Below are 15,154 nucleotides of genomic sequence, written 5' to 3'. Positions count from 1 at the left end.
CGCGTATGATAATGAGTATCTCCGGCAACTGCTGCGAAATGCCTGATATTTGGTGCGGAAGCCCTATTTTTATGAGGACTCGCTTGATAGCCGGCGCAGCACCACGCGGCGGTTGCGGGGGCGTTGGGCGGGCTCGGCAGTTTGGCCAAAATCTATTTGAACTCGTTCCCGCAATGGAAGCAGTGGAACCGGTGGCCGCGCACCGGAAACCGCAGCAGCACCGACAGCAGCCCCGACCAAAATCCGTAGGTGTTGCGCGTGGCCGGGCCATAGGCCACATCCGAAGACCCGCAACGGGGGCAGCGCGGAGCCACCGGGTCGGGCGCGTCGGCGGCAAAGGAGGCAATATCCGGCCCGGTGGCCAGCGGCACAAGTTCCTCGCGCAAAATTTCCAAGGCCATTTCCGCATCGCGCTGACGCACATGCAGCCGTACGCCCCCTGTGATGGAGCTGTACAGCGGCATCATCGATACTAAGTTCTCATTGCTGAGAAAGCACGGAATGCCGGCCGCCTCCAGCCGCGTGCGGGCCAGATTGGCCGCCATCGGTTCGTAGTACGATTCGAGAAAAACGACAGAGTCGGAGCTGGACATATCATGGAAATTATGAGTGTTGAGTTATGAATTGCTGGAGGGACAACTCATAATTCATAACTCACCACTCATAACTATTTAGCTTATTTAGTGGCCGCGTTAATGCCCTGGGCCGTGTGGCCAGCCTGCAGGGCCACAAATTCGGCTTGCCGGGCGCGCACGCGCAATTCATCGCGGGCCGGCATGTCCATCCGAATCTGTTTCACCTGGTCGTTCAGGCGCTGGTACACGGCGCGGGCGTAGTCCCAGTCGCGGTCGGTCCAGGTGGCGCGCTGGGCGCGGGTTTCGCGCACCAGGTGGCCGTAGGCGGCGGGTAGGTCCTGCGGCGTCAGGGAGTTGATTTGACCGTTGTAGGGGCCCATCAATTTAGCCTCCATGGCCAGCTGCTGGCGCGGGTCGAGTGGCCGGGAGCGGCGCAGGCGGTTGGCCGCATCGTAGCGGGCGGTGGCTTTGCCCACGCGGGCCAGCTTTTGAGCGGCGGTGCGCGTGAGCGTATCCAGCTCGCGGGCGCTTTCGCGGGCTACTTCCTGGCGCTCGCGGGGCGTCGAGTCGCAACTGGTGAGCAGCAGTGCGGCCACTACCAGGCCCGAGAGTTTGGTAGCTGCCGCTGCTGATTTTTCAAACCGAAATGTCATTCCGTAGTGCAGTAATGTGGGGTGCTAAGTAACTGGTGATGAGCTATAAAGTGCCGCAAAAAAACTGCGTTGCCGGACTAGCCTGCCTGCCATCGCTCCAAACCAAGTTCGTTGCACATCCTGCTTCTACGGCTGGGCCAGCCGAAAGGTCAGCGTGAGCTCATACTCTACGGGCACGGGCCGGATACCTACCAGGGCCGGAATCCACTCGTTGGGGATTGTTTTGGCCACGCGCAGGGCCTCCTGGTCGCAGCCGCCCCCAACGCTGCGCAGCACCCGGTGCCCGCTGGTTTTCCCCTCCGCGTCGATGATAAACCCAATCATGACCTGGCCTTGAATATTGCGCTCCTGCGCCTGCAATGGGTATTGCAGCTGCGTGGTGTAGGCCGCCAGCGCGGCATCGCCACCGATGAACAGGGGCGGCCGGTCCACTTGGCGGCGCTTCCACTGGCCGGCGTTTACCTCGGTGCTGTAGGCTATTTCATCAACCGGGCGATAATAAATCAGGGTGTTGGCGGAGTGGTCATAGCGCTGCACTACCACTTTCTCTTTTGATGTGGTGACGCCGTAATACTCCCACACGCCCACCTTGGTACGGCGCTCAAGTTGGCCACTGGCCCATTTGCTGGTGTAAGCCTTTTGGGCACTGGCAGGAACAGCCAGGAGCAGGACCAAAACAAATTGGCAAATAAGATAAGTATAAATTTTCATAGAATTGTACGAGGTAAAAATAAGAAAACAATTTATTATCTTCCATCCCCAATCGTTTGGGGGATGGAAGATAATAAATTGTTTTCTTTTTCAACCCGGTCCAGATAAAATTTAGCCTTTCCCCAGGCGCTCCTGCAAACTTGACTGCTCCTCTCGCAATCCTGGTAAATTCGGGCAAACACCTGACAGCGTGATTAATGAATCAAGAGCATGGCGGTAGTCGCCCAGCTCGCGCAGTATGGCGGCCCGGCCCCACAGCGCCCCGAAGTGGCGGGGTTCGCGGCGCAGGGTTTCGGCAATATCGGCCAGGGAAGCGCGGTATTCTCCCCGCAGGTAATGAGCCGTGGCGCGCTTATTCCAGGCTTCGGAAAAGCTGGGATTAAGTAGGATTATTGTGGTGAACTGCCGGATTGCCAGGGCAAGGTCATCCGCTTGCATAGCTCGCGTTCCTACTTCCAACACCTCATTCGTGGCCGCGTCGCTACTGGTCAGCCACACCTGCCAGATGCCGTTTTGCAGAGCCTCAATCTCGGCCGGCGCAGTGGCCAGCCGCAAGCGGGCAAACAGGTCGTCCAGGTAATTTAACATTTAGCAATTATCATTTAACGAGCGCATAACACGAATTGTAGCCCTTGCTACCCATGTGGCAAACCAAGCTGCCGCATAAGCAATCTGTACGGCTGTCAACCAGTGAATGACTCAAAACAGCTCCTTGGCTATGCGACGAATGCTTTCCGACTTGCCCATGGAGTAGTAGTGCAGGCAGGGCACGCCGTGGGCCATGAGCTCGCGGCTTTGGTTGAGGCACCACTCGATGCCGATGGCGCGAACAGCCTCGTTGTCGCGGCACTGGCTCACGGCTTCGGCCAGCGCCTCCGGCAGGTTGAGGTAGAAGGTGCGGGGCAGCATGGTGAGCTGGCTCTTGGTCGTCAGCGGTTTCAGGCCGGGGATAATGGGCACGGTGATGCCCGCCTCGCGGCAGCGCTTCTCAAACTTGAAAAACTCTTCGTTGTCGAAGAACATCTGGGTCACGATGTAGTCGGCGCCCCGGTCCACCTTGTGCTTTAGGAAGCGCATGTCGGAGGAGTAGTTGGGGGCTTCGAAGTGCTTTTCGGGGTAGCCGGCCGTGCCGATGCAGAAGTTGGTAGCCCAGGTATCGTCCTGTTCCTCGTCAAGGTAAGCCCCTTTGTTGAGGTCGGCCATTTGCCCAATCAGGTCGCAGGCGTAGGCATGGCCGTCGGGCTCGGCCTTGAAGATGCCCTCGGTTTTGATGGGGTCGCCGCGCAGGGCCAGCACATTGTCGATGCCTAAAAAGTGCAGGTCAATCAGCGCATTCTCGGTTTCTTCCTTGTTGAAGCCCCCGCAGATGAGGTGGGGCACGGTGTCCACGTCGAAGCGGTTTTTGATGGCCGCGCAGATGCCTACCGTGCCGGGGCGGCGGCGCACGGTTTTCTTCTCCAGCAGGCCGTTGGGGTGGTGGCGGTACACGTATTCTTCGCGGTGGTAGGTCACGTCGATAAACGGCGGCTTGAACTCCATCAGCGGCTCGATATTCGAGAAGAGCGTGTGGATATTTTCGCCCTTTTTGGGGGGCAGCACTTCGAAGGAAAACAGGGTTTTTCCGTCGGCTTGGGCCAGGTGTTCGGTAACTTTCATATAAGTAGCGTGGACTCCGCGAGTCCGCGCATGGAGGCGTTAGGAGGTAATTCGGGTATCGTTCACGCGCGGACTCGCAGAGTCCACGCTACTTCTTCGGTTCGTAATTCAGATTCGGCATCAGCCAGCGCTCCAGCTCCGGCAGTTCCATGCCCTTGCGTCGGGCGATATCTGCCACTTGGTCCACGCCGATTCGGCCCAGGCCGAAGTAGCGCGAATCGGGGTGCGCGTAGTACATGCCGCTCACTGAGGAGGCCGGGTACATGGCCAGGTTTTCGGTGAGCGAGATGCCGGTTTTGCCTTCCGCATCGAGCAGTTGGAAGAGGGTGATTTTCTCGGTGTGGTCGGGACAGCCGGGGTAGCCGGGGGCGGGGCGCACGCCGTGGTACTTCTCCTGAATGAGGTCGTCGCCGGTCAGGTGTTCGTCGGGGGCGTAGGCCCAGAACTCGCGGCGCACCCGCTCGTGCAGGCGTTCGGCGAAGGCCTCGGCCAGGCGGTCGGCCAGGGCCTTCACCATGATGGAGGAGTAGTCGTCGTGGTCGGCATCGAACTGCTCAATCAGCTTTTCAATGCCAATGCCGGCCGTGACGGCGAACCCGCCCAGGTAATCGGCCCGGCCAGATTCTTTTGGGGCCAGGTAATCGGAAAAGGCGACATTGGAAATTGTCGGGCCCTTTTCGCCCTGCTGACGCAACGTGAAAAACTCGGCAGCTACCGTGTCGCGCGAGTCATCGGCGTAGATTTCAATGGTGTCGTACCCGACGGTATTGGCCGGCCAGAAGCCCAGCACGGCGCGGGCCGTAAGCAGTTTGCCGTCGATGATGCGCGTGAGCATGGCCTGCGCGTCGGCGAAGAGCTTGGTAGCAGCTTCGCCCAGCTTTTCGTCGGTGAGGATGCGCGGGTAGGCGGCCTTCAGCTCCCAGGTGTAAAAGAAGGGCGTCCAGTCGATGTACCGGGCCAGCTCGGCCAGGTCGTAATCTTCCAGCAGCTTAGAGCCCAGGAAAGTGGGCTTGGTGATGGCCACCGTGGCCCAATCCGACTTAAATCCGTTGGCGCGGGCCGCCTCAATGCTCAGGTAGTTCTTGTCGCGCTGGCGGCTGGCGTAGTCGGTGCGCAGGGTGGCGTAGTCATCGGCCACGGTCTGGGCATAAGCCCGTTCGCCCGAACCGAGCAAGCCGGCCGCTACGCCCACCGAGCGCGAGGCATCGTTGACGTGCACTACGGGGCCGCTGTAGACGGGCGCGATTTTCACGGCCGTGTGCAGGCGCGAGGTGGTGGCCCCACCGATGAGCAGGGGGATTTTCATGCCGCGTTTCTGCATGGCCTGGGCCACGTACACCATCTCGTCGAGCGAGGGCGTGATGAGGCCGGACAGGCCGATAACGTCCACCTGCTGGCGCTGAGCTTCGTCGAGAATCTTCTCCAACGGCACCATTACGCCCAGGTCCACGATGTCGAAATTATTGCAGGCCAGCACCACGCCCACGATGTTCTTGCCGATGTCGTGCACGTCGCCTTTCACGGTGGCCATCAGAATTTTGCCGGCCGTCTGGCGCTCGCCGCTCTGCTTGTCGGCCAGCAGGTACGGCTCCAGGTAGGCCACGGCCTTCTTCATCACCCGCGCCGATTTCACGACCTGCGGCAGGAACATTTTGCCGGCCCCAAACAGGTCGCCCACCACGTTCATGCCGGCCATCAGCGGGCCTTCGATTACTTCCAGGGGCCGCCGCACCTGTTGGCGCACCTCCTCGGTGTCCTCGTCGATAAACTCGGTGATGCCCTTCACCAGCGAGTGCTGCAACCGCTCCCACACTGGCAGGCTGCGCCAGGCATCGGCCACCACTTCCACCTTGCCCTTTTGCTGCACCGTGTCGGCAAATTCCACCAGGCGCTCGGTGGCATCGGCGCGGCGGTTGAGCAGCACGTCCTCGCAGAGGACAAGCAGGTCGGGCGCGATTTCGTCGTACACGCCGAGCTGGCCGGGGTTCACGATGCCCATATCCAGCCCAGCGCGGATGGCGTGGTAGAGGAAGGCCGTGTGCATGGCCTCGCGCACCACGTCGTTGCCCCGAAACGAGAACGAAATGTTGCTGATGCCGCCGCTGGTGAGCGCGCCGGGCAGGTTCGCTTTTATCCAGCGCACGGCCTCGATGAAGTCGAGCGCGTAGTCGCGGTGCTCGTCCATGCCCGTGCCCACGGTCAGAATGTTGGGGTCGAAGATGATGTCGGACGGGTCGAAACCCACTTCCTGCGTCAGAATATCGTAGCTGCGCTGGCAGATTTCCTGGCGGCGGGCCAGCGAGTCGGCTTGGCCGTTCTCGTCGAAGGCCATCACCACCACGGCGGCCCCGTACTGGCGCACCGTGCGGGCGCGTTCGCGGAACACGTCCTCGCCTTCCTTCAGCGAAATCGAGTTTACGATGGACTTGCCCTGTACGCACTTCAGGCCGGCTTCGAGCACGCTCCACTTCGAGGAGTCAATCATGACCGGCACCCGCGCAATATCGGGTTCCGAGGCAATGAGGTGGAGGAACGTCGTCATCACCTGCTCGGAGTCGAGCATGCCCTCGTCCATGTTAATGTCGATGACCTGCGCGCCTTCTTCCACTTGCAGGCGGGCCACGGCCAGGGCTTGCTCATACGCGCCGGTGCGGATGAGGCGGGCAAAGGCGCGGGAGCCCGTCACGTTGCAGCGCTCGCCCACGTTCACGAAGAGGGTCTTTTCGGAAATGTTGAATGGCTCCAGGCCAGCGAGGCGGGTCGTCCTGGCGATTGCCTCACCGCCTGACTCCCTCTCCAAAAAAGAGGGGGAACCGGTATTGCTTCCAGCAGAGTCGTCCTCACGAACCGATTCTTCCTCTTTTTTGGAGAGGGGGTCAGGGGGTGAGGTTAAACGTCTGGGCTTGTACCGCTTCGCCAGCTTGCTCAGCTCCGCGATGTGCTGGGGCGTGGTGCCGCAGCAGCCGCCCACCACTGTCACGATGCCTTCTTTCAAATACTCCTCCACGAGGGCCGCGAATTCTTCCGCCGATTCATCGTAGCCGCCGAAGGCGTTGGGCAGGCCGGCGTTGGGGTAGGCCGAGATGTGTACGTCGGAAATGCGGCTCAGCTCCTGCACGTACTGGCGGAGCTGGTCGGCCCCGAGGGCGCAGTTCAGGCCCACGCTCAGCAGGGGTAGGTGGCGGATGCTATTCCAGAACGCCTCCACTGTCTGGCCGCTCAGCGTGCGGCCCGAGGCATCGGTGATGGTGCCCGAAATCATGAGCGGCACTTGGCGGCCGCCTTCGTCGAAGAACTTTTGCACGGCGAAGAGTGCGGCCTTGGCGTTCAGCGTGTCGAAAATGGTTTCGATGAGCAGCGTGTCCACGCCGCCGTCAATCAGGCCGCGCACCTGCTCCAGGTAGGCGGTGGCCAGCTCATCAAAGGTCACGGCGCGGTAGCCGGGGCGGTTCACGTCGGGCGAGAGCGAGGCCGTGCGGTTGGTGGGGCCGAGCGCACCGGCCACGAAGCGCGGCTGCTCAGGCGTAGCGTATTCGTCGGCCGCCTCCCGGGCCAGGCGCGCCGACTCGTAGTTCAGCTCGTACACCACGTGCTCCAGGCCGTAGTCGGCCTGCGCGATGGTGGTGCCCGAGAACGTGTTGGTTTCCACCATATCGGCCCCGGCAGCGAAGTATTCGGCGTGGATGCCCTTGATGATGTCCGGCCGGGTCAGGCTCAGCAGGTCGTTGTTGCCGCGCAGGGGCTTGGGGTGGTCGGCGAAGCGGGTGCCGCGAAAATCTTCCTCCGTCAGCGGATAGCGCTGAATCATGGTGCCCATCGCGCCGTCGAGAATCAGCAGGCGCTGGCGCAGGATTTCGGGGAGGGGGGAGGGAGCGGTGAGGGTGGCGGTGGGCATTTCTTTCGGGTTGAGTAACGGGCAAACAAGCGCGTATCCAGAAAGAAACCCATGCGGCGAGGCACGGTTCCGGCTGTCATCTTCTTTCACCACAAAAGCGGTGAAACGGGAGTTGGCACCTACTCGTGGTAGGTTGCCAAGACGTCATCGGGCCCGGTCCCTCGGTCTTTCTGGATAGCAGCGTGATACGAAGGTACAACGCCTGAGGGTAATATGAGCCCGGCCCCGTCAGCCAAGCTGAGGGCCGCAAATTGCTTCAATGAACCCGCGGACAGCGCCATCGTACCGTGGAAACAGGACTACCCAGCAGGTGTTTCAATCAAGGCACTGCATTGCTTGAGAACAGCCAATCAGGTTGGAGCTTGCCAGATTTATTAGATGCTGTTTGCGTTAGCCAAAATCATTCTGAAACGGTCATGCTCATCTAGCGTCTGCTTGTCGAAGCATCTCTACCGCTTCGCTTGAGCCGGTGCAACGAAGCGGTAGAGATGCTTTGACTGCGCTCAGCATGACCGTTTTATTAACTCAAACAGCTTCTTAGACCGGCAATACAGCGTTTTCAACTGCAAACGGCGGACGTTCATCGAATAGGCGGTTTTTGAACACTGGGGGAGGAATAATTTTGATGTCTCAATATCCTCAGTATTTATCACCACCAAATGCAATACGTTTATTCAGCGTTGCTACTGGCAGCCCTGCTGCCTGCCAATCCGGTTACGGCTGCTCCAGCCAGTGGCCTCCATCCGCCCCGCCTTACTGCAAAACGCAAAGCTGTCGTTAAACTCACCGACCCCACCGGGCCCCCCGTGGGCGGCGTGGTGCTGACCACCGCCGACGAACCGCTGCCCGGTGCTACCATCTTCCTCAAGGGTACCTACATTGGCACCAGCACCAACCAGGTGGGCAAGTTCAACCTGAACGCGGCCTTTGATAAGGGGCCGGTGGAATTGGTGGTGGCATTCGTGGGCTACGAAACGCAATTCTTGAAGCTGGAAAGCGCCAACAGTGAGCTGCGCATCAATATGGTGCCCAGCGTGACGCTGCTGAACGAAACGGTGGTGTCAGCGTCCCGAATTGAGGAAAACATCCTGCGGGCTCCGGTCACCATCGACAAGGTCTCGGGCAAGCAGCTGGAGCGCATCAGCACGCCGGAAGTGCTGTCGGGCCTGGGCCAGCTGGCCGGGGTGGACGTGAACTCGGCCTCGATGCTGTTCACCAGCATCAGCACCCGGGGCTTCAACACGGCCAAGTCGGAGCGCGTGATTCAGCTTGTGGACTACATGGATACGGCCCTGCCCTCGCTCAACCTGAGCCCCGGCAACCTGGTGGGTATTCCGGAGCTGGACATGGAGAGCATCGAAATCATTCACGGGCCGGCCTCGTCCCTGTACGGCTCCAACGCCCTGAGCGGCGTGGTGCTCTTCAACTCCAAAGACCCGTTCGTGTACGACGGACTGAGCGTGCGCCTGCGCGGCGGCCAGCGCAACCTGCAGGATGCGCAGGTACGGTACGCCAAAAAGCTCGGCGACAAGTTTGCCTTCAAGGTTAACGGCAGCTGGTTCCGGGCCGATGACTGGATTGCTAATAACTACAACGCGGCGTCTAACTCCGCCAATCCGGCGGGCTCGCCGCTCGGCTACGACGCGGTGAACCGCTACGGCGAAATCAGCAACGTGTACACGCCCTTCCAGAACCAGCCCGGCTACACGGTGAACCCGGAACTGTACGGCAAGACGGTGTACATGCCCGGTTTCAACGAGCAGGAGCTGATTGCCGGCGACCAGAAAACCCGTTCCTACCGGGTGCAGGGTGCCGTGTCGTACCTGATTAAGGACGACCTGAAGCTGACTGTGGAAGCCAAGCGCGGCGTGGGCACGTCCACGTACCAGAACCTGAGCCGCTTCCGCATCAAAGACCTGGGCACTAACCAGTACCGGGTCGAGCTGAAAAACTCCCGGGGCTTCATCCGGGCGTATTCCACCGAAGACTTCACCGGCAATAGCTACGAGCTGAGCCAGCTCAGCTCCCTGTTGCTGAACTCGCCCACCACCGAAGGCGGCACCACGAAGTACTTCCAGCAGTATTTCTTTGTGTACAACCAGGCGTACGGCCAGGCCCGGGCCGGCGGCCTGAGCCCCGAAGCGGCCCAGGCCACCGCGCACGCCGCCGCCGATGGCACCCAGCTTAAAAGCACCGACGGCCGCTTTGCCACCCTGCGCGATAAAATTGCCAACGACGACCAGCCCGGCCGCGGTGCCCAGCAAAATTTCAACTCGTTCCTGAACGACATCAGCGCCCAGCGCAGCTTTCACCTCTCCGACTTCGGCACCGATATGATTGTGGGCGCCGCCTACCGCGCGTACCGCCTGGGCTCGGGCGGCAAGCTCTTTGCTGATACCGACGGCAAGCGCATTCCCAACTACGAGTACGGGGCCTACGCCCAGCTCACCCAAACATTGCTGGACACGCGCCTGAAGTTTGCGCTGGCCGGCCGCCTCGATAATTTCAAGAATTTCGAATCGGCCTTCTCGCCCCGCGCCGCGGTGGTGTACTCGCTCGGCGATGACAAGCAGCATAACTTCCGGGCCAGCTACAGCCAGGCCTTCCGCAGCCCATCGAACACCGACCAATACCTGTACTCCGACCTGGGCACCTTCATTCTGCTGGGCAACGTGGGCGACGGCTTTCAAGGTTATAACTTCACCAACGCGGCCGGGCAGCCCTACACGCCGGGCACCTCGCTGTCCGGCTACGAAGTGTCGCTGGCCAAGCTGCGGCTGGAGCGCGTGAACACGACTGAAGTGGGCTACAAGGGGGCCATTATTCCCAATGTGTACGTGGACGTGAGCTACTTCCGCAGCCGCTACAACGACTTTATCGGGGGCACTGCTTTTGTGGGCAACGTGGATGGCACCCGCCCCACGCCGCTGCAGGTAAACCGAGGCCTGGCCTCGGGCTTCACCAACGCCGCCGCTTCGCCCGCCCGCATCATCTACGCCTCGTATAACAACGAGCAGGAAGTGCGCACCCAAGGCGCCACGTTCGGTATCACTTATTACCTGGACAAGAGCCTGAACCTGAGCGGTAACTACTCGCTGAACGTGCTGGACCGCAGCAACCTGCCGGCCGGTTTTCGCACGTTCTTCAACACGCCCAAGCACAAATTCAACATCGGCGCTTCGGGCGTTGTGCTGCGCAACCTGACCTACTCGGTGAACTACCGTTGGGTGGAAGGCCACAACCAGGAAATGCCCTTCGCCGCCGGCCGCATCAGCAGCTACCGCACCACCGACGCCTACCTGGGCTACGCCGTACCCAAGCTGGCCACCACTTTCCAGGCCGGGGTGTCAAACTTGTTCGATGCCAATAACATCCAAATCATCGGCGGCCCGCAAATCGGCCGTCTGGCCTACCTGGGCTTGCTCTTCAACGTGAAGTAATGCACGGGTAAGTTTCCGCTTTAGGAATAACAAATGCCAAAGGCCTGCTTCATTGAAGCAGGCCTTTTTTGGTGCGCAGGGCTTTGGGCAATCACCATAAAACCTGACTCACAATGCCCACGCCGGCCACACGCTGCCCGCCGCAAACAGCGCCAGCTCGGGCGGCAGCTCCAGAAACGCGGTGGCTCCTGCCAGCCCGGCCAAATCGCCGGAGCCGCCCACGCGCAGCGGCGTGGCCAGGCGGCGGCCATCGGCATCCACGGTCAGGCGCACGGGCACGAAATGAGTCAGCGGCGGTTTAAAATTGATGTCCACGGTAAGCACAGCTGGCATCGGCGCATCGGCAGCTGCGGCAGCCGCTTCGGCATCGGCGGGCTGCTGCACGGCGCGCAACCAGGGCCGCACGTAGCGGCAGGCCGTGAGGAACGTGGACACCGGGTTGCCGGGCAGCCCGAAGACTACCGGCCCTTCGGCCCGCGCTCCAAACCACATGGGCTTGCCGGGACGCTGGTTCACTTCGTGAAAAATCTCGACCACGTGCAGCTCGCGCAGCAGGCCGGGCAGGTGGTCGGCGCGGCCCTTGCTCACGGCCCCGCTCAACACCACGGCATCGAAGCTGGCGGCGAGAATGTTGGTGAGGCCGGTGCGCAGTTCCTCCCGGTCGTCGGGCAGGTGAAACAGCGACACGTCGGCCCCGGCCTGGGCAAACAGGGCCTGCAAGGCATAGGCGTTGGACCGCCGAATCTGGTGCGGCAGCGGCGCTTGGTTGATGCCCACCAGCTCATCGCCGGTGCTCACCACGGCCACGCGCGGGGCGCGGGTCACCGCCATTTCGGCGGCCCCTACGGTGGCGGCAATGGCCAGCTCGGCGGGCCCCAAGCGGGTGCCGGGCCGGAGCAGGGCATCGCCCCGGCGGCGGTCGGCGGCCTGGCGGTGAATGTTGACGCCGGGCGCTTCGGGGGCCGGAATCTGGATGGTGGCGCAATTGTCGGCCAGCAGAATATCCTCGTAGCGAATGACGGCATCGGTGCCGGGCGGGAGCACGGCTCCGGTCATCACCTCGATGGCATTGCGCGGGTTTTGCAGCGACTGCGCCGGCGCGCCGGCGTACTGGGTGTGCTCGATGGCAAACGCCGTCTGGCCCCCGGCCCAGGCGGCGTGCTGCACCGCAATGCCGTCCATAGCCACTCGGTTGAAGGGCGGGAAGTCGCGGTCGGCCGTGAGGGTTTCGGCCAGTACGCGGCCATTGGCGTGGGACAGGGCTACGGTTTCGGGAGAAAGCGGGCGGGCGGTGGCCAGCACGCGGGCAAAGGCTTCGACGACGGTGAGCATGGGCGAGAGAGAGGGACGCATATTTGCGTCTTCATTGAACGAGGCGACGGCCAAAATGGCGAGCCGTTGAAGTTGAGGCCAAACAATCGGTGGCCGGAATTAGCTATTAGCGACCTCGAATGGATGGTTTCACTGGCCGATGATGCGCTACTTGTTCATTCAATATTCCAACGATTAGACGCAAATATGCGTCTTTACACCCCATGCTAACCAAGAATTTTACCCACGTCAACGCCGCCAACCAGCCCACGATGGTGGATGTAGGGGCAAAAGCCCCCACCCGCCGCGTGGCCGTAGCTCACTGCCGCGTGGTGCTGGGCACGGAGCTGCTGAGCCGCGTGCAGGCCGGCGAAATGCCCTCGCATAAAGGTCCGGTCATCCACACGGCCATTTTGGCGGGCATTATGGGGGCCAAAAAAACCGCCGACCTCATCCCGCTCTGCCACCCGCTGGGCCTGGATGACTGCAAAATTACCATCGAGCCCGATGGCCCCGACGCCCTGCGTGTGGAATGCACCGCCGTGGTTACGGGCCGCACCGGCGTGGAGATGGAGGCCCTGACCGGGGCCACCGTGGCCGCCCTCACCATCTACGACATGTGCAAGGCCTTTTCACACGATATTACCATTGAAGGCGTGCAGCTCATCGCCAAAACCGGCGGCAAGCGCGACTTTCATCGTCCCGAAAATTCGTAAATTCCGCTATGGATAGTCTACCAACCTCAACCGCGAAACGCAAGAAACACGCCGCCCTGGCCCGGCCCGACCTAGGCGAGTTCGGCCGGCACGAACTGGCGATACTGGGCGCGCCCTGCGGCGATATTCAGGCTTTGGTGGCGCATCTGCTGCCGCTTTTGGCTCCTGCCCTGCGCGTGGCTTACGTCGACGCCGACCACGCGGCCGGCGATGCCGCCGCCGAATCGCAGGACTCGCTGGCTACGGAGCCTCGCCCAGCGCCTTACGTGGCCGAAAATGGGCTTTCGGCGGAGCTGGTTGATAAAATCACCTACCGCCAACTCAACCTGACGCGGGTACTGGATAAGTTTTCGCAGCCCGAATTGCTGGCGCACGAAAGTGTGGTGCTGGTGAATGGCAACCACTTCCGCGCTCGCCAGCAGGTGGTAATTATCGACCCGCGCAAGCCACTGGACAAGAAGCTCGACCGCCTCACCGACGTGCGCCTGATTCTTCTTGCCGAAGGCCAGACGGAGCTGCCCGCCGTGCTCACCGCGCACTTGGCCGCCGCCCCGCTGCCGCCCGTGCTGCGCCTGGCCGATACGGCCGGTATCGCCGCCTTCATCCGGCAGTGGTATTTGCTGGCGGTGCCGGTGCTGCGCGGCCTCGTGCTGGCCGGTGGCCGCAGCGAGCGGATGCAAGCCGACAAGGGTGCCCTGCACTACCACGCCCTCGACCAGCGCCAGCACACGGCCGCGTTGCTCAGCGAATTTTGTTCCGATGTGCGCGTGTCCGTGCGCCCTGACCAGGCCGCCGACCTGCCCGCCGGCCTCACTCCGCTGCCCGATACCTTCCTGAACCTTGGGCCATTGGGCGGCCTGCTCTCCGCTTTTCAGGCCGACCCCAACGCGGCTTGGCTGGTACTGGCCTGCGATTTGCCCTTCCTCACCCGCGCCACGCTGGAGTTTTTGGTGGCGCACCGGCAAGCCGCGCGGGCGGCCACGGCGCTGCGCAGCCCGTGGAACGAGTTTCCGGAGCCGCTGGTCACCATCTGGGAGCCGCGCAGCTACGGGCAGCTGCTGCGGTTTCTGGGCCTGGGCTATTCCTGCCCCCGCAAGGCGCTGATTAACTCTGATATTGAGCTGCTGGATGCCCCCGTGCCCGAGGAACTGCGCAATGTGAACACGCCCGAGGAACGGGCCGCCGCCGAACAGGAATTAACCGCCTGATTAGTAATCGAAAAAAAATACCGCTCAACTGAGCGGTATTTTTTTGCCTACTGTTCAGACTATTTCAGTTGCTAAGAGCGTTTGTAGCGCATACTGGCACGTTTTTGACTTGCGAGCCAGCCGAGCAACTCATCACCCATTGCTATTTCATTATGAAAAAGACTGCATTTTTAGCAACCGCGCTACTAGCCACGGCCGCTATTTCGTCGGCGCAAGCCCAGGATATTCGCTTTGGCCTGCGGGCTGGTGCCAACTACTCCAACCTGTCCGGCAACATTAAAAACGAGGATACTTACAACAACAAAGTCGGCTTCCTGGGCGGTGTCATGCTCAACGTGCCGCTGCTGGCCGATGACTTGCTTTCGATTCAGCCGGAGATTTTGTACTCGCAGAAGGGCTTCGAAAACAAGCCCACGGAGTTCTCCTCCGTACTCGGCAAACAGAAGCGCGAGGGCAACGTCAACTACAACTACATCGACGTGCCACTGCTGCTCAAGTTCAAGGCTCTGGGCTTCGTGGCCGAAGCCGGCCCCCAGTATTCTTACCTGCTGAGCTCCAATAACGAAACCAAAACCACGACCACGCCCGCCGTCGGCAGCCCCACGGTTTCGGAAACCAAAGACAAAAACGATGTCAGCGGCCTCAACCGCAATGAGTTGGGCTACCTGGCCGGCGTGGGCTACGAAGCCACCAACGGCCTGAGCCTGAACCTGCGCTACACCGGAGCCTTCAGCGACTTTGTGAAAAGCGACAACAGTGCCTACTTCAACGGCGACCTCAAAAACGCCCGTCATTCCGCGTTTCAACTCTCGCTGGGCTACCTGATTCCGAGCAAGTAGAGACGCGTATTCGCGTCTCGTCGTTCGCGTCACATGGCAATCGTCCAACGGTAATCGTTCAATAACGAGACGTAAAATATTGCGTCTCTACAACCGTCTCATCACAAAAGAGCCCGCTTTCGATGTCGAAAGCGGGCTCTTTTGTGATTT

Annotated in this window: 11 protein-coding genes and 1 riboswitch; of the genes, 4 read left to right on the top strand and 7 right to left on the bottom strand. The window is 61.2% G+C overall.

Annotation, left to right across the window (positions count from 1 at the left end):
• Positions 1-152: 152 nt before the first annotated feature.
• The 6 genes from IEW17_RS16525 to metH form a co-directional block, all read right to left on the bottom strand.
• Positions 153-593 (bottom strand): putative signal transducing protein, encoded by a 441-nt coding sequence (locus IEW17_RS16525; protein WP_188563169.1) that lies wholly within the window; start codon positions 591-593, stop codon positions 153-155.
• Positions 594-676: 83 nt separating this feature from the next.
• A complete protein-coding gene (locus tag IEW17_RS16520) occupies positions 677-1,228 on the bottom strand; it encodes a hypothetical protein (protein ID WP_188563168.1) in 552 nt (183 codons plus the stop codon).
• Positions 1,229-1,354: 126 nt separating this feature from the next.
• Positions 1,355-1,903, bottom strand: coding sequence for an energy transducer TonB (locus IEW17_RS16515; RefSeq protein WP_188563167.1), 549 nt, complete (start codon positions 1,901-1,903; stop codon positions 1,355-1,357).
• 147 nt (positions 1,904-2,050) lie between these two features.
• Positions 2,051-2,527 (bottom strand): tetratricopeptide repeat protein, encoded by a 477-nt coding sequence (locus tag IEW17_RS16510; protein ID WP_188563166.1) that lies wholly within the window; start codon positions 2,525-2,527, stop codon positions 2,051-2,053.
• A gap of 111 nt (positions 2,528-2,638) precedes the next feature.
• Entirely contained in the window at positions 2,639-3,595 is a 957-nt protein-coding gene (metF, locus tag IEW17_RS16505) for a methylenetetrahydrofolate reductase [NAD(P)H] (protein ID WP_188563165.1), read from the bottom strand.
• 88 nt (positions 3,596-3,683) lie between these two features.
• A complete protein-coding gene (gene metH / locus IEW17_RS16500; RefSeq protein WP_188563164.1) occupies positions 3,684-7,490 on the bottom strand; it encodes a methionine synthase in 3,807 nt (1,268 codons plus the stop codon).
• 73 nt (positions 7,491-7,563) lie between these two features.
• Positions 7,564-7,671: riboswitch (SAM riboswitch) on the bottom strand.
• A 478-nt stretch (positions 7,672-8,149) separates the two neighbouring features.
• Between metH and IEW17_RS16495 the strand changes: the two genes are divergently transcribed.
• Positions 8,150-10,930, top strand: a complete 2,781-nt coding sequence (locus IEW17_RS16495) for a TonB-dependent receptor (RefSeq protein WP_188563163.1) — start codon at positions 8,150-8,152, stop codon at positions 10,928-10,930.
• Positions 10,931-11,038: 108 nt separating this feature from the next.
• Here the strand turns inward: IEW17_RS16495 and IEW17_RS16490 are convergent, their stop codons facing one another.
• Positions 11,039-12,283 carry a molybdopterin molybdotransferase MoeA gene (locus tag IEW17_RS16490; protein WP_229749070.1) on the bottom strand — a complete coding sequence of 415 codons (1,245 nt, stop codon included), beginning with the start codon at positions 12,281-12,283 and terminating at the stop codon, positions 11,039-11,041.
• Between the two features lie 182 nt (positions 12,284-12,465).
• Here IEW17_RS16490 and moaC point away from each other — a divergent pair, with 182 nt between their 5' ends.
• From moaC to IEW17_RS16475, 3 genes are all read left to right on the top strand, one after another.
• Positions 12,466-12,957 (top strand): cyclic pyranopterin monophosphate synthase MoaC, encoded by a 492-nt coding sequence (gene moaC / locus IEW17_RS16485; protein ID WP_188563162.1) that lies wholly within the window; start codon positions 12,466-12,468, stop codon positions 12,955-12,957.
• A gap of 8 nt (positions 12,958-12,965) precedes the next feature.
• The gene (locus IEW17_RS16480; RefSeq protein WP_188563161.1) at positions 12,966-14,165 is read left to right on the top strand and encodes an NTP transferase domain-containing protein; all 1,200 of its coding nucleotides are present in this window, start codon (positions 12,966-12,968) and stop codon (positions 14,163-14,165) included.
• A gap of 152 nt (positions 14,166-14,317) precedes the next feature.
• Positions 14,318-15,004, top strand: a complete 687-nt coding sequence (locus IEW17_RS16475; RefSeq protein WP_188563160.1) for a porin family protein — start codon at positions 14,318-14,320, stop codon at positions 15,002-15,004.
• The last annotated feature ends 150 nt before the right edge of the window (positions 15,005-15,154 follow it).

The sequence above is a fragment of the Hymenobacter frigidus genome (genome assembly GCF_014640435.1).
Taxonomy (GTDB): Bacteria; Bacteroidota; Bacteroidia; order Cytophagales; family Hymenobacteraceae; genus Hymenobacter; species Hymenobacter frigidus.
The sequence above is the reverse complement of the archived record's forward strand: the minus strand, read 5'-3'. Positions and strand labels throughout refer to the sequence as shown.